The 25,306-nt window shown below is 57.1% G+C and carries 22 protein-coding genes; 8 read left to right on the top strand and 14 right to left on the bottom strand.

Translation table 11 applies throughout. From position 1 onward, the window contains the following. The first annotated feature begins 81 nt into the window (after positions 1–81). Both SOM82_RS02455 and SOM82_RS02450 read left to right on the top strand, forming a co-directional pair. Positions 82–345, top strand: coding sequence for a type II toxin-antitoxin system Phd/YefM family antitoxin (locus SOM82_RS02455; RefSeq protein ID WP_320460794.1), 264 nt, complete (start codon positions 82–84; stop codon positions 343–345). Further along, entirely contained in the window at positions 342–602 is a 261-nt protein-coding gene (locus SOM82_RS02450; protein WP_320460793.1) for a Txe/YoeB family addiction module toxin, read from the top strand. The genes SOM82_RS02455 and SOM82_RS02450 overlap by 4 nt, the downstream gene beginning before the upstream one ends. A gap of 68 nt (positions 603–670) precedes the next feature. On the opposite strand, the gene mgtA is transcribed toward SOM82_RS02450, so the two are convergent. Beyond that, positions 671–3,379: a magnesium-translocating P-type ATPase gene (gene mgtA / locus SOM82_RS02445; protein ID WP_320460792.1), complete on the bottom strand. Its 2,709-nt coding sequence runs from the start codon at positions 3,377–3,379 to the stop codon at positions 671–673. Positions 3,380–3,807: 428 nt separating this feature from the next. Between mgtA and treR the strand changes: the two genes are divergently transcribed. From treR to nrdG, 5 genes are all read left to right on the top strand, one after another. Then, entirely contained in the window at positions 3,808–4,755 is a 948-nt protein-coding gene (gene treR / locus SOM82_RS02440) for a trehalose operon repressor TreR (RefSeq protein WP_154127017.1), read from the top strand. 125 nt (positions 4,756–4,880) lie between these two features. Further along, positions 4,881–6,299: a PTS trehalose transporter subunit IIBC gene (gene treB / locus SOM82_RS02435; RefSeq protein ID WP_320460849.1), complete on the top strand. Its 1,419-nt coding sequence runs from the start codon at positions 4,881–4,883 to the stop codon at positions 6,297–6,299. Between the two features lie 51 nt (positions 6,300–6,350). Continuing rightward, positions 6,351–8,006, top strand: a complete 1,656-nt coding sequence (treC, locus tag SOM82_RS02430) for an alpha,alpha-phosphotrehalase (RefSeq protein ID WP_320460791.1) — start codon at positions 6,351–6,353, stop codon at positions 8,004–8,006. Between the two features lie 374 nt (positions 8,007–8,380). Beyond that, positions 8,381–10,519 (top strand): anaerobic ribonucleoside-triphosphate reductase, encoded by a 2,139-nt coding sequence (gene nrdD / locus SOM82_RS02425; protein ID WP_154127014.1) that lies wholly within the window; start codon positions 8,381–8,383, stop codon positions 10,517–10,519. A gap of 466 nt (positions 10,520–10,985) precedes the next feature. After that, positions 10,986–11,450: an anaerobic ribonucleoside-triphosphate reductase-activating protein gene (gene nrdG, locus SOM82_RS02420; protein ID WP_320460790.1), complete on the top strand. Its 465-nt coding sequence runs from the start codon at positions 10,986–10,988 to the stop codon at positions 11,448–11,450. Positions 11,451–11,482: 32 nt separating this feature from the next. On the opposite strand, the gene SOM82_RS02415 is transcribed toward nrdG, so the two are convergent. The 12 genes from SOM82_RS02415 to pmbA form a co-directional block, all read right to left on the bottom strand. After that, positions 11,483–13,393: a BglG family transcription antiterminator gene (locus tag SOM82_RS02415; RefSeq protein WP_320460789.1), complete on the bottom strand. Its 1,911-nt coding sequence runs from the start codon at positions 13,391–13,393 to the stop codon at positions 11,483–11,485. A gap of 19 nt (positions 13,394–13,412) precedes the next feature. Continuing rightward, positions 13,413–14,558 carry a lactonase family protein gene (locus SOM82_RS02410; RefSeq protein ID WP_320460788.1) on the bottom strand — a complete coding sequence of 382 codons (1,146 nt, stop codon included), beginning with the start codon at positions 14,556–14,558 and terminating at the stop codon, positions 13,413–13,415. A 504-nt stretch (positions 14,559–15,062) separates the two neighbouring features. Beyond that, a complete protein-coding gene (gene dagF, locus SOM82_RS02405; RefSeq protein ID WP_320460787.1) occupies positions 15,063–15,803 on the bottom strand; it encodes a 2-dehydro-3-deoxy-phosphogluconate aldolase in 741 nt (246 codons plus the stop codon). Continuing rightward, entirely contained in the window at positions 15,800–16,918 is a 1,119-nt protein-coding gene (locus tag SOM82_RS02400; protein WP_320460786.1) for a DgaE family pyridoxal phosphate-dependent ammonia lyase, read from the bottom strand. The genes dagF and SOM82_RS02400 overlap by 4 nt, the downstream gene beginning before the upstream one ends. Continuing rightward, entirely contained in the window at positions 16,902–18,035 is a 1,134-nt protein-coding gene (locus tag SOM82_RS02395; RefSeq protein WP_320460785.1) for an amidohydrolase/deacetylase family metallohydrolase, read from the bottom strand. Before SOM82_RS02395 ends, SOM82_RS02400 begins: the two co-directional genes overlap by 17 nt. Before the next feature lie 42 nt (positions 18,036–18,077). Further along, a complete protein-coding gene (locus tag SOM82_RS02390) occupies positions 18,078–18,719 on the bottom strand; it encodes a DUF4310 family protein (RefSeq protein WP_154127008.1) in 642 nt (213 codons plus the stop codon). 13 nt (positions 18,720–18,732) lie between these two features. Continuing rightward, a complete protein-coding gene (locus tag SOM82_RS02385) occupies positions 18,733–19,509 on the bottom strand; it encodes a DUF4311 domain-containing protein (RefSeq protein WP_154127007.1) in 777 nt (258 codons plus the stop codon). A 22-nt stretch (positions 19,510–19,531) separates the two neighbouring features. Next, entirely contained in the window at positions 19,532–19,831 is a 300-nt protein-coding gene (locus tag SOM82_RS02380; RefSeq protein WP_320460784.1) for a DUF4312 family protein, read from the bottom strand. A gap of 2 nt (positions 19,832–19,833) precedes the next feature. After that, positions 19,834–20,196, bottom strand: coding sequence for an SFCGS family glycine-rich protein (locus tag SOM82_RS02375; RefSeq protein WP_100777835.1), 363 nt, complete (start codon positions 20,194–20,196; stop codon positions 19,834–19,836). A gap of 11 nt (positions 20,197–20,207) precedes the next feature. Further along, positions 20,208–20,546 (bottom strand): glycine dehydrogenase, encoded by a 339-nt coding sequence (locus SOM82_RS02370; RefSeq protein WP_320460783.1) that lies wholly within the window; start codon positions 20,544–20,546, stop codon positions 20,208–20,210. Between the two features lie 331 nt (positions 20,547–20,877). Next, positions 20,878–21,264 carry a cytochrome b562 gene (gene cybC / locus SOM82_RS02365; RefSeq protein WP_154127004.1) on the bottom strand — a complete coding sequence of 129 codons (387 nt, stop codon included), beginning with the start codon at positions 21,262–21,264 and terminating at the stop codon, positions 20,878–20,880. 106 nt (positions 21,265–21,370) lie between these two features. Then, positions 21,371–22,723, bottom strand: coding sequence for a metalloprotease PmbA (gene pmbA, locus SOM82_RS02360; protein ID WP_320460782.1), 1,353 nt, complete (start codon positions 22,721–22,723; stop codon positions 21,371–21,373). 94 nt (positions 22,724–22,817) lie between these two features. Here pmbA and yjgA point away from each other — a divergent pair, with 94 nt between their 5' ends. Continuing rightward, positions 22,818–23,369, top strand: coding sequence for a ribosome biogenesis factor YjgA (gene yjgA / locus SOM82_RS02355; protein ID WP_154127002.1), 552 nt, complete (start codon positions 22,818–22,820; stop codon positions 23,367–23,369). Positions 23,370–23,744: 375 nt separating this feature from the next. Here yjgA and mpl read toward each other — a convergent pair whose 3' ends face one another. After that, positions 23,745–25,118, bottom strand: coding sequence for a UDP-N-acetylmuramate:L-alanyl-gamma-D-glutamyl-meso-diaminopimelate ligase (gene mpl, locus SOM82_RS02350; RefSeq protein WP_320460781.1), 1,374 nt, complete (start codon positions 25,116–25,118; stop codon positions 23,745–23,747). Positions 25,119–25,306 lie beyond the last annotated feature (188 nt).

Genomic DNA, 25,306 nt, shown 5'->3' with positions numbered 1-25,306 from the left:
CATGAATCAAAACGTGTTGCGCGCCATACGGATATGTACAATACTACGTACATACGTAAATCTGTACATACCGGAGGCAACATGCGAACAGTCACTAGCACTGAATTGCGCCAAACCTTAGCTCCCGTGCTCGACGAGGTGAGCGCCAGCCGCGCCCCCATGATGATTACGCGCCAGGGCGCTGAAAACGTGGTGATGATTGCAGAATCTGAGTGGGAAGCCATTCAGGAAACGCTACACCTGTTTGGAAACCCGGCAAACGCAGCGCATTTGATGGAAAGTATTGCGCAGGCAGAACGTGGCGAGGTATCGGGATTCGACCTGAACAGCGGGACGTTTAAATGAAAGTCGTTTTCACCGACAAGGCGAAAACTGACTTTCAATACTGGGCTGATACCAGCATAAAGACGCGTGACAAAATTATTGAGCTGTTACGCAATACGGTAGAAACACCGTTTAAAGGCCTGGGAAAGCCGGAAGCGCTGAAACACAATAAACCACTTTGGTCACGTAGAATCACGCAGGAACACCGCTTAGTGTACTGGGTGGAGGATGACACCATCACAGTGGTTGCCTGTCGATTCCATTACATAAACGTATAAAAAAACCGGCGCTGACCGGTTTTTTTATTGCCTTAGTATCCCAGGTCCGGCTGTGCCGGATATAAAACTTACTGCCAGCCGTAACGACGGCTATAGAATCCTTTCACCATCTGCGTCAGCACCATGTAGCCCGTCAGAATCGCCACCAGCCACGGGAAGTAGCTCAGCGGGAGCGCCTGCAGATGCAGATAGCCCGCCAGCGGTGAGAACGGCAGCGCGATACCCAGCACCATGACCACTCCGGTCATGATGATCAGCGGCCAGGCGGCGCGGCTCTGGATAAACGGAATACGGCGCGTGCGGATCATATGCACAATCAGGGTTTGCGACAGCAGCCCGACCACGAACCAGCCGGACTGGAACAGGGTCTGATGTTCCGGCGTATTGGCATGGAACACAAACCACATCAGGCAGAACGTTAAAATATCGAAGATCGAGCTGATCGGCCCAAAGAACAGCATAAAGCGCCCGAGATCGGACGGATTCCAGCGCTGCGGCTTCTGGATCTGCTCGTCGTCCACGTTATCAAACGGGATCGCCACCTGGGAGACGTCGTACATCAGGTTCTGAATCAGCAGATGCAGCGGCAGCATCGGCAGGAACGGCAGAAATGCGCTCGCCACCAGCACGCTGAAGACGTTACCAAAGTTCGAGCTGGCGGTCATTTTGATGTATTTTAGCATGTTGGCGAAGGTACGACGCCCTTCGATCACGCCCTGCTCCAGCACCATCAGGCTCTTTTCCAGCAGGATGATATCCGCCGCTTCACGCGCGATGTCTACCGCGCCATCGACGGAAATGCCGATATCCGCCGCCCGTAGCGCAGGCGCGTCGTTGATACCATCGCCCATAAAGCCGACAACATGCCCTTCGCGGCGCAACAGGGAAACAATGCGCTCTTTGTGCATCGGCGTCAGGCGCGCAAACAGCGTGGTGGTTTTGCCAAGCTGCGCCAGTTCATCGTCAGAGAGCGTTTCAATATCGCTGCCCGTGACAATCACACCCGCATCCAGCCCCACTTCATGACACACTTTCGCCGCCACCAGCTCGCTGTCGCCGGTGAGGATTTTCACGGTGATGCCGCTGGCTTTTAGCGCCTTCAGCGCGGGCGCGGTGGTCTCTTTCGGAGGATCGAGGAACGCAATATAACCTTCGAGAATCAGATCGGACTCATCAACGCGATGGTAATCCCCTTCGCGCCCCGGCAGGAATTTGCTGGCGACCGCGACCACGCGCAGCCCCTGACGGTTCAGGTTATCGGTCACGCGTTTGATGCGGCGCAGCATGGTGTCATCCAGCGGAACGATATCGCCGTTATGGCGCACCTGGGTGGACACATTCAGGATCTCCTGCAACGCCCCTTTGCAGATCAGCTGGTGAACATTCGCCTGTTCGCTGACCACGACCGACATGCGGCGGCGCTCGAAATCGAACGGGATCTCATCCACTTTTTGCCAGCGCGTCGAGAGCGTGCGGGCCGAATCTTCATCCACACCTTCCAGCACCGCCACATCCAGCAGGTTTTTCAGCCCGGTCTGGTAATGGCTGTTCAGCCACGCGGTATGCAGCACGCGCTCGCTCACCTTGCCCGAGACATCGGTATGATTCTCCAGCACAATTTTATCCTGCGTCAGCGTGCCGGTTTTGTCGGTGCACAGAATATCCATCGCGCCAAAGTTCTGAATGGCGTCGAGGTGTTTCACAATCACCTTCTGTCTGGAGAGTTTCACCGCCCCGCGCGCCAGCGTGGAGGTGACAATCATCGGCAGCATTTCCGGCGTTAAGCCGACCGCCACGGAGAGGGCGAACAGCGCCGCTTCCCACCAGTCGCCTTTGGTATAGCCGTTGATCAGCAGGACAATCGGCGTCATCACCATCATAAAGCGGATCAGCAGCATGCTGACGCGGCCAATCCCTTTCTGGAACGCGTTGGGTTCACTCTCTTGCTCACTGACGCGTCCGGCAAGCTGGCCGAACCAGGTGTTGCCGCCGGTGGCAATCACTATCGCCTGCGCCGTCCCGCTCACCACGGTGGTCCCCATAAAGCACAGGGTGTCGCATTCCAGCGGGTTTGTTTGATCGGGATCGCGGCTGCGCGCCACCTTCTCGACCGGCAGGGATTCCCCGGTCAGCGAGGCCTGCGCCACAAACAGATCGCGCGCCTGAATAACGCGTAAATCGGCAGGGATCATGTCTCCGGCGGCCAGTTTAATGATGTCGCCCACCACCAGCTGATCGATAGGCAACTCCAGCCAGGCGTTTTCCCCTTTCTCATTGATGACGCGCTGCACCGTCGCCGTGTTGCTGACCATCGCTTTCAGGGCGTCGGCGGCCCGGGTAGAGCGCGCCTCCTGAATGAAATTCAGCAGCGTGGAAATTGCCACCATCAGCGCAATCACCCCGGCGGCGAACAGATCTTCGGTGGCGTAGGAAATGATCCCGAGCACCGTCAGCAGCAGGTTAAAAGGGTTGCGATAACAGAGCCACAAATGCACCCACCACGGCGCAGGCTTTTGCGCCGGGATCTGGTTGTCGCCGTGCCCGGCGCGGGTTTTCTCCACTTCGGCGGCGTTCAGTCCTTCCGGATGACCGCCAAAGGCGCGCCAGACTTCGTTCTCGTCCATCGCGGCAGCCTTCAGGCACTGCGCCGTTAGCGTCGCCGGAATGGCGGCGCCCGCCAGATTTTTAGCATGGGGTAAAGGGTCGCGCTGAACAAGGCGGCGCGGCAGGTGGCGGTTCAGCTGCGCCAGCAGCTGACGGGTGATATTTTTCAGCATAAAAACTCTCCCGCATCCGTTAAGACGGACGCAGTTTTTCCTTCAGGCAGGGCAAGGCCGTACCTGAATGGCACTTAATTTTTCATAGCAGAAACGTGGTGGCCCTGAATACTTCTGGTAGCAAGAAGTATGACGGGTTGCGTTGCTGCCTCACATCACCGGTGAGACAGCACAGGCTGGCTTACCGGAACGAACGGGTTCTCCCTCGCGAGAGAGGGGCGGGATCGGGATCCATACAGCCTCCGGTAAGTAAAAAAGAGTCCGTCAACGCGCAGTATCCTGTTTTAACCATACCGTTTGTGACGCTTCAGACGGTATGATACGCCCCGGCAACTAAACCAGACGTAAACCAGATTTTGCCCATTGCTAAACCGCCCGGTCGCAGTAGGCTCAATTGATAACTTTGTCGCAGTTACAGGGAATAACGGATGCAGAATCGCCTGACCATTAAAGACATAGCGCGTTTAAGCGGCGTAGGGAAATCGACCGTGTCGCGGGTCCTGAATAACGAAAGCGGTGTCAGCGAGCGCACGCGTGAGCGTGTCGAGGCGGTGATGAATCAGCACGGTTTTTCCCCTTCCCGTTCCGCGCGCGCCATGCGCGGGCAGAGCGACAAAGTGGTCGCCATTATTGTGTCTCGTCTCGACTCTTTGTCGGAAAACCTGGCAGTGCAAACCATGCTGCCCGTGTTTTACGAGCAGGGTTACGATCCGATAATGATGGAAAGCCAGTTTTCCACGCAGATGGTTGAAGAGCATCTTGGCATGCTGAAGCGGCGGAATATCGACGGCGTGATCCTGTTTGGCTTTACCGGCATTAAAGACGAGATGCTTAAACCGTGGCAAGCGTCGCTGGTGCTGCTGGCACGCGATGCGAGCGGTTTTGCCTCCGTTTGCTATGACGACGAAGGGGCGATCCTGACGCTGATGCAGCGCCTGTACGATCAGGGGCATCGCCATATCAGCTTCCTCGGCGTTCCGCACAGTGATGTCACCACCGGTAAACGTCGCCACGAGGCTTATCTCGCCTTCTGCAAACAGCACACCCTTTCAGCCGTCGCCGCCCTGCCGGGTCTGGCGATGAAACAGGGCTACGATCAGGTGGCGAATGTGCTGACGCCGCAAACTACCGCACTCATCTGCGCCACAGATACCCTCGCGCTCGGCGCCAGCAAGTATTTGCAGGAACAGCGCATCGACACTATCCAGCTTGCCAGCGTGGGCAGCACGCCGCTGATGAAGTTCCTGCATCCGGAAATTATCACCGTCGATCCTGGCTATGGCGAAGCGGGCCGTCAGGCCGCGACACAGCTGATTGAACAGATTAACGGGCGCATCGAGCCCCGTCAGATCGTCATTCCAGCCCACCTCTCTTAACCCTCATAAAACGGATTATTGTGATCCTCGCCCGAAAACGGGAACGTTCCCGTTTTCGCCGTTTCGCTGAAAGAGTAGGCTTGCGTCCAGGTCATTACCCTTCACATCTGTCATGAGGCTTCATGATGAGCAAAGTTAAACAAAACGAGATCGACCAGCTGATCGTCCTGGTGGGCGGACGCGAGAATATCGCCACCGTCAGCCATTGCATTACCCGCCTGCGCTTTGTGCTGAACGATCCGGCCAAAGCGAACCCAAAAGGCATCGAAGAACTGTCGATGGTCAAAGGCTGTTTCACCAATGCCGGGCAGTTCCAGGTGGTGATTGGCACCGATGTGGGCGATTACTATCAGGCGTTGCTGGCCACCACCGGCCACTCTTCAGCAGACAAGGAGCAGGCCAAAAAAGCGGCGCGCCAGAACATGAAATGGCACGAGCAGCTGATTTCCCACTTCGCGGAAATCTTCTTCCCGCTGCTGCCCGCGCTGATCAGCGGCGGTTTGATTCTCGGCTTCCGTAACGTGATCGGCGATGTGCCGATGAGCGACGGCAAAACGCTGGCGCAGATGTATCCGGCGCTGCAAAGCATCTATGACTTCCTGTGGCTGATTGGCGAGGCGATCTTCTTCTATCTGCCGGTGGGGATCTGCTGGTCGGCGGTGCGCAAAATGGGTGGGACGCCGATCCTCGGTATCGTGCTCGGCGTGACGCTGGTCTCTCCGCAGTTAATGAACGCTTACTTACTGGGACAACAGGTGCCGGAAGTGTGGAACTTCGGCCTGTTTACTATCGCTAAAGTAGGTTACCAGGCACAGGTGATCCCGGCTCTGCTGGCCGGTCTGGCGCTGGGCTTTATTGAAACGCGTCTGAAACGTATCGTGCCGGATTACCTCTATCTGGTGGTTGTGCCCGTATGTTCACTGATTCTGGCCGTGTTCCTCGCCCACGCCTTTATCGGTCCGTTTGGCCGCATGATTGGCGATGGCGTCGCCTTCGCGGTGCGTCACCTGATGACCGGCAGCTTTGCCCCGATTGGCGCCGCGCTGTTTGGCTTCCTGTATGCGCCGCTGGTGATTACCGGCGTGCATCAGACCACGCTGGCCATCGACATGCAGATGATTCAAAGCCTCGGCGGTACGCCGGTCTGGCCGATTATCGCCCTGTCGAACATTGCTCAGGCGTCGGCGGTAACGGGCATCATCATTGTCAGCCGTAAGCACAATGAACGGGAAATCTCGGTTCCGGCGGCCATCTCCGCTTACCTCGGCGTGACCGAACCGGCGATGTACGGCATCAACCTGAAATACCGCTTCCCGATGCTGTGCGCGATGATCGGTTCAGGACTGGCCGGGTTGTTGTGTGGTCTGAACGGCGTGATGGCGAACGGCATTGGGGTCGGCGGCCTGCCGGGCATTTTGTCCATTCAGCCGACCTTCTGGCAGGTGTTCTCCCTGGCGATGGCGGTGGCGATTATCGTCCCGATGGCGCTGACCACAGTTATCTACCAGCGCAAATTCCGTCAGGGCACGCTGCAGATTGTTTAACTTCTTCTTTCGGGGCGCAGTTGCGCCCCTTCGCATTTGCAGGAACGAACTATGAATACCCTTCCTCACTGGTGGCAGAACGGCGTCATCTATCAGATTTACCCAAAGAGTTTCCAGGACACCACCGGCCGCGGCACGGGAGATTTACGCGGCGTCACGCAGCGCCTGGACTATCTGAAAACCCTCGGCGTGGACGCCATCTGGCTGACGCCGTTCTATATCTCTCCGCAGGTGGACAACGGTTACGACGTGGCGAACTACACCGCCATCGATCCGGCCTACGGCACGCTGGATGATTTTGACGAACTGGTGAAACAGGCCCATGCGCGCGGCATCCGTCTGGTGCTCGATATGGTGCTCAACCACACCTCCACGCAGCACGCGTGGTTCCGCGAGTCATTAAATAAAGAGAGTCCGTATCGTCAGTTTTATATCTGGCGCGACGGCACGCCGGACGCGCCGCCGAACAACTGGCGCTCTAAATTTGGCGGCAACGCCTGGCGCTGGCACGCCGAAAGCGAACAGTATTATTTGCATCTCTTCGCCCCGGAACAGGCCGATCTCAACTGGGAAAACCCGCAGGTCCGCAGCGATCTGAAAAAAGTGTGTGAGTTCTGGGCCGATCGCGGCGTGGACGGTCTGCGTCTCGACGTGATTAACCTGATCTCCAAAGAGCAGGATTTCCCGAACGATGAAACCGGCGATGGCCGCCGTTTCTATACCGACGGCCCGCGCGCCCATGAATATTTGCAGGAGATGAGCCGGGACATTTTCACCCCGCGCAACCTGATGACCGTGGGCGAGATGTCCTCCACCTCGCTGGAGAACTGCCAGCAATACGCCGCGCTCGACGGGCGCGAACTGTCGATGACGTTTAACTTCCACCATCTGAAGGTGGATTATCCGGGCGGTGAAAAATGGACGCTGGCGAAACCGGATTATATCGCCCTGAAAGCCCTGTTCCGCCACTGGCAGCAAGGAATGCACAATGTGGCGTGGAACGCGCTGTTCTGGTGTAACCACGATCAGCCGCGCATCGTTTCGCGCTTTGGCGACGAGGGCGAATACCGTACCACCTCCGCCAAAATGCTGGCGATGGTGCTACACGGGATGCAGGGCACGCCGTATATCTATCAGGGTGAAGAGATCGGCATGACCAACCCGCACTTCAACCGCATTACCGATTACCGGGACGTTGAGAGCCACAACATGTTTGCCGAACAGCGGGCAATCGGCCGTGACGCCGACGAACTGCTGGCGATTCTGGCCAGTAAATCACGCGATAACAGCCGCACGCCGATGCAGTGGGATGCCACCCCGAACGGCGGATTCACGGCAGGCGAGCCGTGGATCGATCTCTGCGATAACGTTGAGACCCTCAACGTTGACGCGGCGCTTAACGATCCGGATTCCGTTTTTTATACCTACCAGGCGCTTATTCGACTGCGCAAAACGCTGCCGGTGCTCACCTGGGGCGATTATCAGGATCTTTTGCCCGAGCATCCGTCCCTGTGGTGCTACCGCCGTCAGTGGCAGGGGCAGACGCTGATGGTCGTCGCTAACCTCAGCGGTCAGTGCCAGCCCTGGCAGCCGCACGCGGTAGAGGGCAACTGGCGCGTCGCGATGGGCAACTACGCCGAAGTCGCCAGCCAACCCGCCGCGATGACGCTACGCCCGTTTGAAGCGGTGTGGTGGCTACAGGAGTAATAAAAATGCCGGGCGGCGCAGCGCTTGCCCGGCATTAGTTATCTGTTTTAGTTGAATAATTAATCAATTTTTATCTGCCACAATTTACATTCATTGAAGCGCCCGCCGTTTGTACTCTCGTCTTTTTACTTTGTTCTGAATCAAAAAAAACGCAAACATCTTTGATGCAAATCACTACATATAGAACTTAAAATGCACGCCGACCCAACATATTGTATTTATCGTCTACTATTCCAACAAGACAACGGCGACAACGCCGGCCGGAATTGTGGATAACAAGCGTCGGGAACGAGGGAAGTGACTGAGGCATCGGGACTTGCGTCCTGGACAACCTTCCCCACCTCTGTGGATAACCTGTTTTTAATGGAGTGATCATGACACCGCATGTGATGAAACGAGATGGCTGCAAAGTGCCATTTAAGTCAGAGCGCATCAAAGAAGCCATTTTGCGTGCAGCTAAAGCAGCGGGAGTCGATGACGCAGATTACTGCGCCACCGTCGCAGAAATTGTCAGCCAGCAGATGAATGAGCGCAGCCAGGTGGATATCAATGAGATCCAGACGGCGGTTGAAAATCAGCTGATGTCTGGCCCTTATAAACAGCTGGCGCGCGCCTATATCGAGTATCGTCACGACCGTGACATCCAGCGTGAAAAGCGCGGTCGCCTGAATCAGGAGATCCGGGGTCTGGTCGAGCAGACCAACTCTGCGCTGCTCAATGAAAACGCCAATAAAGACAGCAAAGTGATCCCGACGCAGCGCGATCTGCTGGCCGGGATCGTCGCCAAGCATTATGCCCGCCAGCATCTGCTGCCGCGCGACGTGGTGCAGGCGCACGAACGCGGTGAGATCCACTACCACGATCTCGACTACTCCCCGTTCTTCCCGATGTTCAACTGTATGCTGATCGATCTGAAAGGCATGCTGACCCACGGCTTTAAAATGGGTAACGCCGAGATCGAGCCGCCAAAATCCATCTCCACCGCCACGGCGGTAACGGCACAAATTATTGCTCAGGTGGCGAGCCATATTTACGGCGGCACCACCATCAACCGTATTGACGAAGTGCTGGCCCCGTTCGTGACCGAAAGCTTTAACAAGCACCGTAGCGTGGCGCAAGAGTGGCAGATCCCGGACGCCGACGGCTACGCCCACTCGCGCACCGAGAAAGAGTGCTACGACGCGTTCCAGTCGCTCGAATATGAAGTGAACACGCTGCACACCGCTAACGGCCAGACGCCGTTCGTGACCTTCGGCTTTGGCCTGGGCACCAGCTGGGAATCGCGTTTGATTCAGCAGTCGATTCTGCGCAACCGTATTTCCGGTCTGGGTAAAAATCGCAAAACTGCCGTGTTCCCGAAACTGGTTTTCGCCATTCGCGACGGGCTGAACCACAAGTTTGGCGATGCGAACTACGACATCAAACAGCTGGCGCTGGAGTGCGCAAGTAAGCGCATGTATCCGGACATTCTGAACTATGACCAGGTGGTCAAAGTGACCGGCTCGTTCAAAACGCCGATGGGCTGTCGCAGCTTCCTCGGGGTTTATGAAGATGAAAACGGCGAGCAAATCCACGACGGGCGTAACAACCTGGGCGTGATCAGCCTCAACCTGCCGCGCATCGCGCTGGAAGCAAAAGGCAACGAAGAGGCATTCTGGGCGCTTCTGGATGAGCGCCTGGTGCTGGCGCGTAAAGCGCTGATGACCCGCATCGCGCGTCTGGAAGGGGTGAAAGCCCGCGTCGCACCGATCCTGTATATGGAAGGGGCCTGCGGCGTCCGCCTGAAAGCGGACGACGACGTGTCGGAGATCTTCAAAAACGGTCGCGCGTCGATTTCCCTGGGCTACATTGGCATTCACGAAACCATTAACGCTCTGTTTGGCGATCAGCACGTCTATGACAGCGAAGCGCTGCGTGCCAAAGGTATCGCCATCGTCCAGCATCTGCGCGATGCGGTTGACCAGTGGAAAGATGAAACCGGCTACGGTTTTAGCCTGTACAGCACGCCGAGCGAAAACCTGTGCGATCGTTTCTGTCGTCTGGATACCGCCGAGTTTGGCGTGGTGAACGGCGTGACCGACAAAGGCTACTACACCAACAGCTTCCACCTCGACGTCGAGAAAAAGGTCAATCCGTACGACAAGATCGACTTCGAAGCGGCTTACCCTCCGGTAGCGAGCGGTGGCTTTATCTGTTACGGCGAATACCCGAACATTCAGCACAACCTGAAAGCGCTGGAAGACGTGTGGGATTACAGCTATCAACATGTGCCGTATTACGGTACTAACACGCCGATCGACGAGTGCTACGAGTGCGGTTTCACCGGCGAGTTCGAATGCACCAGCAAGGGCTTTACCTGCCCGAAATGCGGTAACCACGACGCCGCGCGCGTTTCCGTCACCCGCCGCGTGTGTGGTTATCTCGGCAGCCCGGACGCCCGTCCGTTCAACGCCGGTAAACAGGAAGAAGTGAAGCGCCGCGTGAAGCATCTGGGGAATGGGCAGATCGGGTAAACCGTCACGCGATTTTTCCCCTCACCCCGGCCCTCTCCCCAAAGGGGCGAGGGGGAAAAGACGGCTCCCGACAGTTCCCTCTCCCCAAAGGGGAGAGGGAACCGCCTAGTGTAGTTTTCGTGCTCCCTCGTCCGGCGCGGTTTTCGTGCTCCCTCGCCCGGTGCGGTTTTCGTGCTCTCTCGCCCGGTGCGGTTTTCGTGCTCTCTCGCCCGGTGCAGTTTGCGTACTCTCTCGCCCGGTGCGGTTTTCGTGCTCTCTCGCCCGGTGCGGTTTTCGTGCTCTCTCGCCCGGTGCAGTTTGCGTACTCTCTCGCCCGGCGCGGTTTTCGTGCTCTCTCGCCCGGTGCAGTTTGCGTACTCTCTCGCCCGGCGCGGTTTGCGTACTCTCTCGCCCGGCGCGGTTTTCTCCCTCTCCCTGTGGGAGAGGGCCGGGGTGAGGGCATCAGCGTGCTCAGTGGAAAACAAAAATGAACTACCACCAATATTACCCCGTCGACATCGTCAACGGTCCCGGCACACGCTGCACCCTGTTTGTATCCGGGTGCGTTCATGAATGCCCTGGCTGCTATAACAAAAGCACCTGGCGGCTGAACTCCGGCGAACCGTTTACTGAAGAGATGGAAAACCGGATCATCAGCGATCTGAACGACACGCGTATTCAGCGTCAGGGGATCTCCCTCTCCGGCGGCGATCCGCTGCATCCGCAGAACGTCGCGGATATTCTTCGTCTGGTGAAACGCATTCGCAAGGAGTGTACCGGCAAGGATATCTGGGTATGGACCGGCTACAAGCTTGAGGAGCTGAACGACGCACAGATGGAAATCGTCGATCTGATTAACGTGCTGGTGGACGGTAAATTCGTGCAGGATTTGAAAGACCCGGAGCTGATCTGGCGCGGCAGCAGCAACCAGGTTGTCCATCATTTGCGATAAACCGTAGGCGGAGACGTTCTCCGCCCATCGCCTCAAAAACGACTCAAACTCTCCATCGCCACCGTTTTAAATTCTGCAAAATCACGACAGCCGCACAGGCGCGTCATCGCCCGCTCGCGCAGGAAAGTGACAAAAATATCGTAAATCGCCATCGCCTCTTCGTACTCGCTTTTGCTGATCGCCAGCAGGAAAATGACGTGCGCCGTTTCATCGCCCCATTTTATCCCCTGCGGGGCGAGGACGGTATAGACCACCGTTTTTTGCGCCAACAAACCGAGCGAGTGCGGCAGCGCGATGCCATCGCCGAGCATGGTGCTGACAATCGCCTCACGCTCGACCACCGAGTCGAGAAACTCCGCGTCGACAAATCCTTCCTCACGCAGTTGCCCGCACAGTTCCTGGAACAACGTTTGCCGATCCATATTTGAATCAATTACGCGGAAATGGTCAGCGTCGAAATATTTTTCCAGCATCCACGGGCGCGTTCTGTCCACCAGCACCAGCTTGCCGATCTGCTCCAGCTGATAGTCGGTCGGGAACGGGGCGATGAGGACCACCGGCTTGGCCTTTTCGCTGATACGCGCGGTGGAGATCACGAAATCCTCACCGATGCTATCCGCCAGCTCGTATTCGCGCAGCGTAACGGTACGCGTCACCTCCACCTGCGGGTATTTACGTTGCAGCACCGCTTCAATCATGCGCGCCATCGCGTTTCCGGCATCACACACCAACAGCACCCGCGGCTGACGCTGATAGCCGACGTTGTAATGGCGCTCCAGCCCGACGCCAATATGCAGCACCAGAAAACCAATCTCGTTTTCGCTGATCACATACGGCGTATATTTCCCCCACCCGGAAACCGCCGCCAGCGTCATATCCCACGCCATCGGATAGTGTTGTTTGATGTTATCCAGCAGCGGATTGGGGATCATGATTTGGTAACGCACGCGGGTGATCATGGTTTTAATATGCGTCAGCAAATCCGCGTGCAGCTGCGCATCGTTCAGCAGGTTGTAGTTATAGTGCGTGTTGATGTAGCGCAGGATGTAATTGACCAGCGCTTCATCGTCGTCGGCGTTAATCGCGCTCGGGGCAATCTCCTGAATCTGGCGGGCGGCAATGTGGACACACAGCCAGTTTTCCTCCGACGGTGAGAGCACTTTGTCGGCGAGACGTGAAATGGCGGCGGCGATATCCCGCGCCGCGCCGCGCACATTATCTTCCACATCTTCGGCGTTAAATTCCGGCAGCGGATAGCCTTCGCTGACGCGGCGTACCGCCACCGCGCAGTAGAGCCGTACAAACAGTTCCCCTTCATCAGTAAGACGAATGTGATGACGGGTGAGCGTGTCATGCAAAACAGCCACCAGCTGTTCCGGCACGCCCGCGTTCAGGGCAATTTCTGTGACCAGCGGATTAAGACTGTCCTGCTGGGCCAGCTCCCACAGCAAATCGGTCAGACAGGCGCGGACCGACATCTCGCTGCCAAACAGTTTCATGCCGTGACGCGGGCGCGTCTCCAGCGTCAGGTTGTAACGCTGGAACCCCTCTCGCACTTCCACCATATCGTTTTGCAGCGTGGCCCGACTGACAAACCATTCATCAGCCAAATCTTCGAGCTTCAGGGAAAAGGCAGAAGTGAGAAAACGCACCACCAGATAATGCACGCGCTCCTGGCCGGTGCGGGGAATGCGCAGCGCGCGCGGACGGGAGTCCTGCAACGACTGGTAGCGTATGGCATCGTCAATTTTAAGCTGATAGCCGTTACCGCGGCTGAGAATAAACTGCGCGCCGTGGCCTGCCAGCAGCGCATTCAGGGCGCTGATGTCCGCCCGCACGGTACGCGTGGAGACCGACAGCCGCTGCGCCAGCTCATCCTGCGGCAGCGTCTCGTTTTGCAACAGATCGAACAGTTGCGCTAAACGTTGGTTCGGAAATCGCACGTTTGTATCCTCTTACGGCTTATGGGCCAGGTGAAATGACCATCTGGGATGGGCTGCCAACCGGCGTATACTCTGGCTCAAAGCTTAACTTGCCATCCGCCGCCACGCGAAAACGGGTGATGTTATCGCTGCGCTGATTCATAACGTACAGCCATCGCCCCTGCTCATCCAGCGTGAGCGTGCGCAGATAGTCGCCCCGGGTCCAGACATCGTCCTGATGGGTCAGCGTCCCTTCCGCCGTTACGGTAAAGTGCGCAATGCTGTTATGCAATCGGTTAGCGACGTACAGCTGCTTACCGTCGCGGCTCAGCACAAGGCCCGCGGCGAAGCTGGTACCTTTGTACTCTTTCGGCAGCGCGGAGATCGTTTTGCCCTCTTTCAGCCTTCCGGATACGGTATCCAGCGCGTAATGCGTCAGCGTCGAGGCCTCTTCGTTAATCAGCCACAGTCCGTCACCGCCAGGCGTAAAGACAAAATGTCGTGGCCCTGCGCCTTGAGAGGAGGCAGGAATGAACGGCGGATCGTTTGGCGTTAACGTGCCGCGTTGATCGTCGAAACGGTACTGATAAATACGATCGAGGCCAAGATCGGTAGAAAACACATATTTCCCGCTCGGATCGGCGGCGATCATATGCGCATGCGGGCCATTGTGATCGCTTATCGCGAAACTGCCTTCCGCCGCCGCCGCTGGCTTGCCCGCGCCGGGCTGGCCCTGATCCTGATGGGTATCCGTCGCCTCGCCCAGGCTTCCGTCCGCTTGCACCGACAGCACCGCAATCGAGCCGCTGACGTAGTTCGCCACCAGCAGGTGATGCCCGTCAGGCGTCAGCGAGACAAACACCGGACCCGCCCCGCCGGATGGCACCTGATTCAGCTCGCTCAGTTCACCATCGGCCCCTATGCGCAGCGCCTGAATCACCCCGTTCTCCACTTCGCTTGCCAGATACAACGTTTTGCCGTCGCGTGAAACGGTGAGCTGTGCGGCATTCGGCAGCTTGTTCACCAGCGTTTTATTCGCCAGCGCGCCGGTGTGCGGGTCGACGGTAAAGCGGTACAGCCCTTCACCGTTCGGGTTATAGGTTCCCACCCAGGCGAACTGCGGCTGGGCGATAGCGGCGGTGGCAAGCAGAGAGAGTGACGCGACGAGCAGGTGACGAGTTGGCATGGTGGCTCCTGGTGTTGTGCGGTTTGTGTCCCCTCACCCTGACCCTCTCCCCACAGGGGAGAGGGGAATGTCCGGTGCGGTTTTTCACTCTCACCCTAAAGAGAGCAAAGAGTGTCCGGTGCGGCCTTTCACTCTCTCGCCAAAGAGAGGAGCGAAGAGTGCCCGGTGCAGCCTTTCACACTCTCCCCAAAGAGAGGAGCGAAGAGTGTCCGGTACGGCCTTTCACTCTCTCGCCAAAGAGAGGAGCGAAGAGTGCCCGGTGCAGCCTTTCACTCTCTCCCCAAAGAGAGGAGCGAAGAGTGTCCGGTGCGGCCTTTCACTCTCTCGCCAAAGAGAGGAGCGAAGAGTGCCCGGTGCAGCCTTTCACTCTCTCCCCAAAGAGAGGAGCGAAGAGTGCCCGGTGCGGCCTTTTACCCTCTTTCCCAAAGAGGAGCGAGGGGGTAATCGTTCCCTCTCCCCTTTGGGGAGAGGGTTAGGGTGAGGGGTGAGAAGTAAAATTTAGTTTTACTTCACCCGTTTCTTCGTCATTTCCAGCAGCGTGCGCACATCTTGCGGGCGCGTATCACCGCTGGCTTTGTCGATAATCGAACTATAAATATGCGGAATGATTTTGCTCACACCTGCGTCGAGGGCGATCTGCAGGATCGCCTCGAAATTCTCCAGATCGATTCCGCCGGTTGGCTCCAGCCAGAAATCATGACGGGCGCAGGCCTCTGCCACCGCCTGATATTCGTCGCGGCATTTCAGGCCGCCCATCGGGAAATACTTGATGGAACTCCCGCCGAAATCTTTCAGCAGGGCAATCGCCGTCTCAACCGGAACGATGCCGTCCGGCGCCGCGCTGCTCAGCGGGCCGGTAGAGATTTTGACCATTCCGACGGTTCCCGTCGGCGAGACCAGACCGTTAACTACCGACGCATTCTGCCCCAGCAGTGCGCGGCTGGTGGCGACGCCGGTAAACACCTGGTTAACGTGCTGCGGCTGTACCTGGCGGGAAATCTCGCTGACCATCGCCGACTGGTTCGGATCGCCCGCCCCCAGTCCGACGGAGAGGGCGTTGTCGATCAGCGCTGCATACTCGCGCATATCCGCTACTGCGCTTGCCACATCAGGATAGTTTTTAGAGAGTACGCCCACCAGCACATGGCCTTCTGCCGCCTCATAAATCGCGCTGGCGTTGGCTTTAGAACCGGCCAGTACGTTCAGGCACACGCGGTCGCGGTAAAAATTGGGGGTCAGTTTCATGCTTGTTTCTCCTGGCCTAAGACTTCACGGATGCGGCGATAAACAATGTTCAGCTGATCGGCGCTGACGCTGCGCACATCCGCTTCGATAATCCCTTCGTTAGCCTTGTAGCCGCGGAAGTAAATCGCGTATTCGCCCTGCTTCAGTTCATTGACCAGATCGCCGGTCCCCACGCCGGTGGCGGCTTCGTCGAATTTGATTTCGGTGCGGGCGATATCGCGGCCAGCGCTGTCCCAGACCACACGGGCCGTGACGCCGTTGAGCGTATTCAGCGCATCAATAAACGGCGTCATCTTCGCCACCATTTCCGCCCCGCTCTCTTTCGTGGCCGTCAGGTAGTGTTCGATGGCGCAGGTCAGCCCCAGAATGCCCTCTTTGCCCACTTTCATCGCGCGGCCAATACCCGCCGTCTGGCGTTTAACCCACTCGACGTACTGCGTTTTGCCGATCACCAGACCGCTGGTTGGCCCTTCGATCGCCTTCGCGCCGCTGTAGATCACCAGATCCGCACCGGAACGATAGTAGGTATGGAGATCCTCTTCGGCCGCCGCATCGACGATCAGCGGCAGATCGTGTTTTCGCGCCACCACCGCGGCTTGCTCAACGCTGAGCATGCTTTTCTGCACGCAGTGGTGTGATTTGATGTACAGGATCGCCGCCGTGCGCGGGGTGATCGCCGCCGCCAGCTGATCGGCGGAGCATTCGTTGGCGTAACCGGCTTCCACCAGCTTGCCGCCGCCGAGCGCCACCATCGTGCCGACCGGGGCGCCAAAGTTGACGTTGTGGCCCTTCGGCAGCACGATTTCGTTATTCTCGATCGGGGTAACGTGCAGATTTTCCAGCAGCCAGTCGCTGTCTTTCACCAGCACCGCCGCCACGGATTGGGCGATCCCTGCTGACGCGCACGAGACCACCGTCGCCCCTTCCACGTCCAGCAGCTTCGCGATGTATTCCCCGGTTTTATTCACCAGATCTTTCATTTCGAAGTACTGGTTCATGCCGTCCATCGCTGCCTGCACCACTTCCGGGCGCGGCGTTGATACGCCCAGCGCGGTCATGCGGCCAGACGTGTTAATCACCTGTTTTAAATGGTATTTCTCATAAATCGAAGGCATTTTCCGTACTCCCTTGTTCGGTCATGTAGCCCTTGCCCGCGCGGATCGCGGCAAGCGGCACCAGAAGATGTTCAGCCTGCAGGCTGTCGTTTTCCGCATCCACCAGCAGCGTGGGCTGATGTTTGACGGTGAACAGCGTCAGGTCCGCATCCAGCCCCGGCTGAATACGGCCTTTATGGGCCAGACGCAGGCCATCGGCGGCGTTGGCGGTGACGCACTCGATCACCTGCGGCAGCGACATGCCGATGGCGAGGAATTTCGACATTACGCTGGCAAGGCTTCCTACCGGGCCGTTAATCCGGTTGCGACAGTAAATATCCGAGCTGATGGTGTGCGGCAAAATGCCCATCGCGATGGCGCGTTTCGCCACTTCAAAACTGAAACTCGCCGTACCGTGTCCCACGTCTAAACGCACGCCGCGCTTGAGCGCGCGGGTGACGGAGGCGCGCAATTCGCCCTCTGGCGTCAGAATGCGGTTCGGTTTGCCGTTGTAGCAGTGGGTGATGATGTCGCCGGAACTGAGCAGATCGGCAATCTCGTCGAGATTCGGCGGATTGTTACCGATGTGGACCATCAGCGGCAGATCGCCGTTCTCTTTCTGAATCGCTTTCGCACGCGCCAGCGGCGTAATACCGTTTTCCCCCACCACGCTGCTGCTCATGCGCGCTTTCAGGCCAACGATGAAATCCGGGTGGCGTGCGACGGCCTGTTGTACCGCGTCGGCGTCGATATTGGCCATGTTCGCCAGTTCGTTCTGGGCGATCAGCCCCACGCGGGAAATGTTCAGCAGGGCAAAAACCTCGGTTGAGGCTTTGCGGGTAATTTCGTAGAAATCGTCCACGTCATCCGCACCGGTGCTGCCCGCGTCGACCACCGTGGTGACGCCTGTGGCAATCCCCACGCTATCCGGCTCGTCGTGGTAGATCGGGGAGTGGGGGTAACAGTGAACGTGGGAATCAATCCAGCCTGCGCTGACAAACACCTCGCCGTTCAGCTCGACCGTCTTGTGTGCGGGAGCGTCAATCTCGCCAAGCGCCGCGATCTTTCCGTCCTGGATGGCGATATCGCTCAGGGTATCGTCGGTAAGGCGCGCACGGCGCAGGAGTAAATCAAACATACCTGTCTCCTGATAAATCGGGCGCATTCGCGCCCGTGGAGGTTAAAGAGACACCGGGAACAGTGAACCTAAAATCATGGCACCGAGGATCGCGCCACCGGTAATCGGCTTCTGCCACAGGTAAAACAGCAGTGCGCCCACCAGCGAGCCGATACCAATCGGAATAGAAGCGGTCATCGCGCTGAGGATAATCAACGGGCCGAGGAAGCGCCCGGACGCGTTACCCGCGCCCATCATCACGTCCGCGCCATAGGTGGAGTCGCTCTGATTGATGGTGAATTTACGCGCCAGAATGATCAGATAGCCAATCGCCAGACCAATCACTAGCCCGGTGATCAGGGAAGCAATAAAGTTCGCCACCGGGAAGACAAAGCCAGCGCCCAGCAGTAGCGCCGGAACGCCCAGCCCTACGCCGGTCTGGATCGCGCCGCCAATGTCCAGAATCCCCACCAGCGATCCTTCAATGATGCGGGCAAACAGGAAGCTCGCACCGAAGGCCGCCACCGCGCCATAAACGCCGGTATCCATTCCCGCTTTCAGCATGGCGACGAACGCCACTTCGTTAAATGCGCCGATGCCGTACAGGTAGTACATGTGCGTCCCGGCAAAAACGCCGGACGAGAGCAGGCCAACGAAGATCGGGAACGACCAGTCGGCATACCAAAAACCTTTATTCTGTTCCATTTAGAGGCTCCTGTTATTTGCCGCTGAGCGAGCTGTGGATGAGTTCGAGCCAGTTCGGCACGGTGAGGTGGAAGGATTCGATCATCTTCATGTCAAAGCCGCGGAAGAAGCCGCTCAACACGAACAGCAGCACGATAGCCACCATCATCACTTTGGTGACGTGGTTCCAGCCGCTCTCTTCTACGCCTTTACCGATCAGAATGCCGAGCACCAGACCCGGTACGGCGTTGCCCATGATCAGCTGCGCTGCGCCGCCAAACACGGTCGCCCAGAAGCCGGACTTTTTGCCCGCATCAATGGCTGCCAGCCAGAAAATCACTGGCATCACGGTATTGACCAGCAGGTTTGCCGCCGGAACCAGCACCTTAACGGCAGTCACCTGAAGAGCCGCCGGAACGGACGACGCGGTGAGATTCAGGAAGGTGACCACGAACATGCCGATGATGCCGCAGGCAATCGCCATGCGCTTAGGATTGTGCAGCGTTTCGCCGACGTTGCGGTTTTTTAACATCAGCGCTGCCGCGCCCCAGTTAGGAATGATGCGATGGTCAACGTCCTGGGTGAATGCCCCCGCCGCCACCGACGATGCCCAGGCGTTGAAGAAGAAGCCTAATCCAAAAGAGAAGTGGGAAGCAGGGTCCCCTTCGCAGGAGTTCAGTTCCCCTAACGTACGAAACGCGCCCATACCCTGTGTGGTAGGCGCATGAAACATGCGTGCAGCCCCGGCGCCTACGCCGACGCCAACCAGGCCGCCGATGATGAGCGATTTTATTAAAATTATCAGGAACATTAGTCTGCCCTATTAGTAAGAATCAGCGTTGCGTGACAAAGTCCACCTTGTCGAGATTGATGGCGGTCACGTTGACGGTCACATCCAGCTCCACGCTGTAGGTGCGTCTTTCCCGGCGCAAAAAGAAGTACAGAAAGGCTTCTTTACGCACCGCTTCTTGCGCCTGAACAACCTGCACATCCTGTGGCTCAATACGCAGTAAGATATGCGGCGATGCGTTCATCACCGCGGCCTGAACGTGGTTGAGTGCGTCAGCAAAGGCGCGGGGTTTCATCTCGCCTTTGCCTTTGACTCTCACCGTGGTGGTGAAGTGTTCTTTCATATTCAGGCGCCGTGCTTCTTCTGCCACGCCTGCACCAGACGCTCACCCAGCTCTTCTTTGTCCATAAAGCCAAAGCCCAGCACGTTGCAGCCTTCGTTAATGGCGGTGACGCCCTCTTCCACTGAACGCATGCCGTATTTGGCTTTGTAGCCATATTTGGTTTGCGCGGTGATAGCACCTGCGCCACCGCTGCCGCAGAAGGAGATCCCGAAGGTGGCGTTTTCCGCTTTCATTACGTCGCCCAGTTTCATGTCTGCTGCCACGCCCGGTACGACCACCGCACGTCCGCCTGCTTTTTCAACGCCGATAGCCACTTTCTGGCCTTTGCCCAGACGATCGCCAATCACGACTGTAATTTGTTCCATGGTGTTGCTCCTTAAAGGTTGTCTTTCGCGACTTCAAAGTGAACGGAGAGCAGCCAGGCCTCTTCATCAGGAAGATTGCCAAACTGAGCGACCACTTCGCGGGCAAGCCGCATCGAATCTGCAGAAATTTCGTCGAACAGGTCGGCTTCTACCTCCGGCAGCGGCTCGCCGGTCACCGACCGGTGCGCCATCGCGCGAACGTGCGAAGTCAGCATTTGTACCTGTACGTCATTGGGGAGAATGTTGTGATGGCTGAGCAGGGCAAACACCTGCTTTAACATGGTATCGGCAAGCTGTTCAGTTTTGGCTGCCTGTTCCCCAACGTCGTTCATTACCGCTCCGTTAATCACTCGTCTTACCCCGTTAATGGCTCTGGGATAAAACTAACGCTGGAGGTTAAATGTTTGTAGCGAGTTGTTTTCCACTTCGAAGTGGAAAGGAGAGCGGCGCCAGTGATCTGTGCCACATAAATGCGTTGAATATGAATTATCGACTGTCTTTGCGTGATGAATATCACGCTATTCGGCGGTCAACTATCAGAAACCCAAGCGGAAATGTTTATCAGCGGATGGGCAAAATTGTGATGTGGATAAGGTTTACTTATACCGATGACCAACTTCAGAGGATCGCGAGGAAGTGCATGACTCCCCCGCGGGGTACTGATAAGAAGCAGCGCGTCGGTTAGCGATACTTTTTGTGGTAGGCGTTGCGCGTCGTCACGAACTCATCGGCCGCTGCCTGCGCCTCTTTCACTTTACCTTCGTTGGCAAGCTTCAGCGCGCCGTCAATCTGGCCGACCAGCACGTCAAAACCGTGGCGATAGTCTTTCATCTCTGCGCTGTCCGCCGCGCTGTTTTCCAGCTTAGGCGGCGTGGCTTTTTGCGCATCCAGCGCGGCGGTGCGCATTTTGGTCAATGCGTCTTTCATCTCTGCCGCATTATCCGTTTTTTGCACCACCTTCAGATTGGTACTGAGGGTATCCATATCGTCTTCAAGATCGGCGGCAAACGCAGAAGAACCAAGAATCAGCGTTGAAGCTGCGACGATCGCTAACAGATGTTTACGCATTGCTCACTTCCTTTTTTATTATTAACAATAAGCGCAATACCCTCAGTCATTCGGGCGACGGGACAAGGCGCTGCGCCTGGCCCTGTCGCCTGAAGTATGACGGGTATTACTGACCGGCGATTTTCATCTCCGGCAACAGCACTGAACCACACTGTATATTGCTGCGCGTTTCAATATCGTTACCAACCGTCACGATATTGCGCCACATATCTTTTAGATTTCCGGCGATGGTGATCTCGCTCACCGGATACTGAATTTCGCCATTTTCGACCCAGAAGCCCGCCGCACCGCGAGAGTAATCGCCGGTGATACCGCTCACGCCCTGACCCATCAGCTCGGTCACGACCAGCCCGGTGCCCATTTGCTTCAGCATCTGCTCAAAGCTCAGGCCCTGACCTTCAATGCGCCAGTTGTGGATCCCGCCCGCGTGACCGGTGCTTTTCAGCCCCAGTTTGCGCGCGGAGTAGTTGGTCAGCAGCCACTGAGTCAGCACGCCGTCTTTAATAATATCGCGACGCTCCGTGCGTACCCCTTCGCTGTCGAACGGCGTGGAGGCCAGGCCTTTCAACAGGTGAGGATGCTCTTCGATGGTCAGCCACTCCGGCAGGATCTGCGTGCCGAGGGCATCGAGCAGGAACGTTGATTTACGGTACACCGCCCCACCGGCAATCGCTCCCACCAGATGGCCAAAAAGACCGGTTGCCACTTCATTGGCAAAAATCACCGGGGCTTTCATGGTGGAGAGTTTGCGCGGCGATAAACGGGAAAGCGTGCGCTTCGCACACTCTTCACCGACCCACTCAGGCGACTGCAAATCTTCCATCGCACGACCAATGGTATAGGCGTAATCGCGCTCCATGTCGCCGTTCTCTTCGGCAATCACACAGCTGGAAAGAGAGTGGCGCGTGGAGCAGTAGCCCTGCAGCATGCCGTGGCTGTTGCCGAAGACTTTGATGCCGTAGTGGCTGTTAAAGCTGCCACCTTCGGTGTTGGTGATGCGCTTATCCGCTTTCAAAGAGGCTTGTTCAGCGCGTGCCGCCAGCTCGATCGCCTGGTCTGGTGAAATATCGGCAGGATGGAACAGATCCAGATCGGGGGCGTCGAACGCCAGCAGTTCTTTCTCCGCCACACCTGCGTAAGGATCAGGCGAAGTGTAGCGCGCAATATCCAGCGCCGCCTGCACGGTACGGGCAATCGCGTCCGGGCTGAGATCGGTCGAGGAGGCGCTCCCCTTGCGATTCTGGTGATAAACCGTAATCCCCAGCGCGCCGTCACTGTTAAATTCAACGTTTTCCACTTCACCAAAACGGGTACTGACGCCAATGCCCGTGGTTTTACTCACGGCTACTTCCGCACCATCGGATTGACCTGAAGCCAGCATCAGTGCTGTGGATACCGCTTCTTCGAGAATCTTACGCTGCGCTTCAACTTGTGAGGTTACTTTCATCGCAAATGCCATACTGTAAGAGATAGTTATCTGAAGTCTAACAGAGAACCGTTTTTCAGTGCGCGTCTTAACTGGTAACATTAGCCTCTTTTTTAAGGAGCCTGACATGACTAAGCAGCCCGACGACTGGCTCGACGACGTTCCCGGTGATGACATCGAAGACGAAGATGATGAAATCATCTGGGTCAGTAAAAGTGAAATTAAACGTGACGCCGAAGAGTTAAAACAACTTGGTGCGGAAATGGTAGAGCTGGGTAAGAACGCGCTGGATAAACTCCCGCTCGACCCGGATCTGCGCGGTGCCATTGAACTGGCCCAACGAATCAAAAAAGAAGGCCGCCGCCGCCAGCTTCAGCTGATCGGTAAAATGCTGCGCCAGCGTGACGTAGAACCCATTCGCCAGGCGCTGGATAAGCTGAAAAACCGCCACAACCAGCAGGTTGCGCTGTTCCATAAGCTTGAGCAGATCCGCGATCGTCTGGTTGATCAAGGCGATGAAGCGGTCGCAGAAGTGTTGAATCTGTGGCCAGATGCCGACCGCCAGCAGTTGCGTTCGCTTATCCGTAACGCGAAGAAAGAGAAAGAAGGGAATAAGCCGCCGAAATCTGCGCGTCTGATTTTCCAGTATCTGCGCGAACTGGCTGAAAACGAAGGTTAAGATTCAGAGCGCTTGTCCCCTCACCCTAACCCTCTCCCCAGAGGGGAGAGGGGATTGGCCGGTGCAGTTTTCTCCTCATACCTCTGGGGAGAGGAGACTGGCCGATGCGGTTTTCCTCCTCATCCCTCTGGGGATAAGGGACTGGCCGGTGCGGTTTTCCCCTCATACCTCTGGGGATAAGGGGCTGGCCGGTGCGGTTTTCCTCCCTCGTCCCTTGGGGATAAAGGGACGGCCGGTGCGATTTTCCCCTCGCCCCTCTGGAGATAAGGGACTGGCCGGTGAAGTTTTCCCCCTCATCCCTTGGGGTGAGGAGGCTAGCCGGTGCGGTTTTCCCCCTCGCCCCTTTGGGGAGAGGGTCGGGGTGAGGGGCAATCGTTACTCAGCGGCTTCCGCTTTCTTCGCCAGACCATCCAGCAGTTTCTGATGAATCCCACCAAAACCACCGTTACTCATCACCAGAATGTGATCGCCCGGCTGTGCCGTTTTGACGATCATCTCCGCCAGCGTATCGACGTCAGCATGCCAGTGCGCGGGCTGAATACACGCCTCGGCAACTTCGGCCACCTGCCACGGAATATGCTGTGGTTGCAGCAAGAAGACTTCATCGGCGCGACCCAAAGAAGGGGCCAGATCGTCTTTACAGATCCCCATTTTCATGGTGTTCGAGCGAGGTTCCAGCACGGCCAGAATGCGCGCTGTTCCACCCACTTTACCGCGTAATGCCGCAAGCGTTGCCAGAATGGCCGTCGGATGATGGGCAAAATCGTCGTACACGGTGACGCCGTTGGCTTCGCCGCGCAGCTCAAGACGACGACGGGCGTTGATGAAGGAACACAGCGCGTTTGCCGCATCAGCTGGCAGTACACCGACATGACGCGCCGCAGCAATCGCCATCAGGCCATTGTGCATGTTATGTTCGCCGACCAGTTCCCACTTCACTTCGCCGACTTTCTCGCCGTCCAGCCACACTTCCCACTCGGACGCATCGGTGGTCAGCTTCTTCGCCTGCCAGTGACCCTGCTCACCCACCAGCTCCTGTTCGCTCCAGCAGCCCATCGCCATCGTCTGCTTCAGGTTGATGTCATTCTCAGGATAAATGATACGGCCCTGGCCCGGCACGATACGCACCAGATGGTGGAACTGTTTCTGAATGGCCTTCAGATCGTCAAAGATGTCCGCGTGATCGAACTCAAGGTTGTTGAGGATCAGCGTGCGCGGGCAGTAATGCACAAATTTAGAGCGCTTATCGAAGAACGCGCAGTCGTACTCATCGGCTTCAATCACAAAGAATGGGCTATCGCCCAGACGCGCGGAGACCTCGAAATTCCCCGGCACACCACCGATGACAAAGCCGGGCTTGTAGCCGCAGGCTTCAAGAATCCAGGTCGCCATTCCGGCGGTAGTGGTTTTACCGTGCGTACCGGCCACCGCAACGACCCAACGATCGCGGAGAATGAAATCATGCAGCCACTGCGGACCGGACATGAAAGGAATGTTGCGCTCCAGCACGGCTTCGACACACGGATTCCCCCGGGTCATGGCGTTGCCAATGATCACCAGATCCGGCTGTGAGTCGAGCTGGCTGACGTCATATCCCTGAATGAGATCAATACCTTGCTTCTCAAGCAAGGTGCTCATCGGCGGATAAACATTGGCGTCCGAACCTGTCACTTCATGGCCCAAAGAGCGCGCCAGCATCGCCAGTCCGCCCATGAAAGTGCCACAAATCCCCAATATATGAATGCGCATACGTCACTATCCCTCTTCTGTGTGGCGCACATTTTACTCACATGTCAGCCGCAGAGAAACGCATTTCAGGTAAATCCGTATTTTGCTGGCGCGATTCACCTCTGCGCTAATATTTGAATGTTTGTTAAGATTGTTGGGCTTTAGTCGTTTTAGTGAACATACGATCGCTTTACTCAACATACGATTCA

Source organism: Lelliottia sp. CFBP8978 (genome assembly GCF_034046055.2).
Taxonomy (GTDB): domain Bacteria; phylum Pseudomonadota; class Gammaproteobacteria; order Enterobacterales; family Enterobacteriaceae; genus Enterobacter.
Note: the sequence above shows the minus strand (reverse complement) of the source record. Positions and strands in the feature narration are given on the sequence as shown.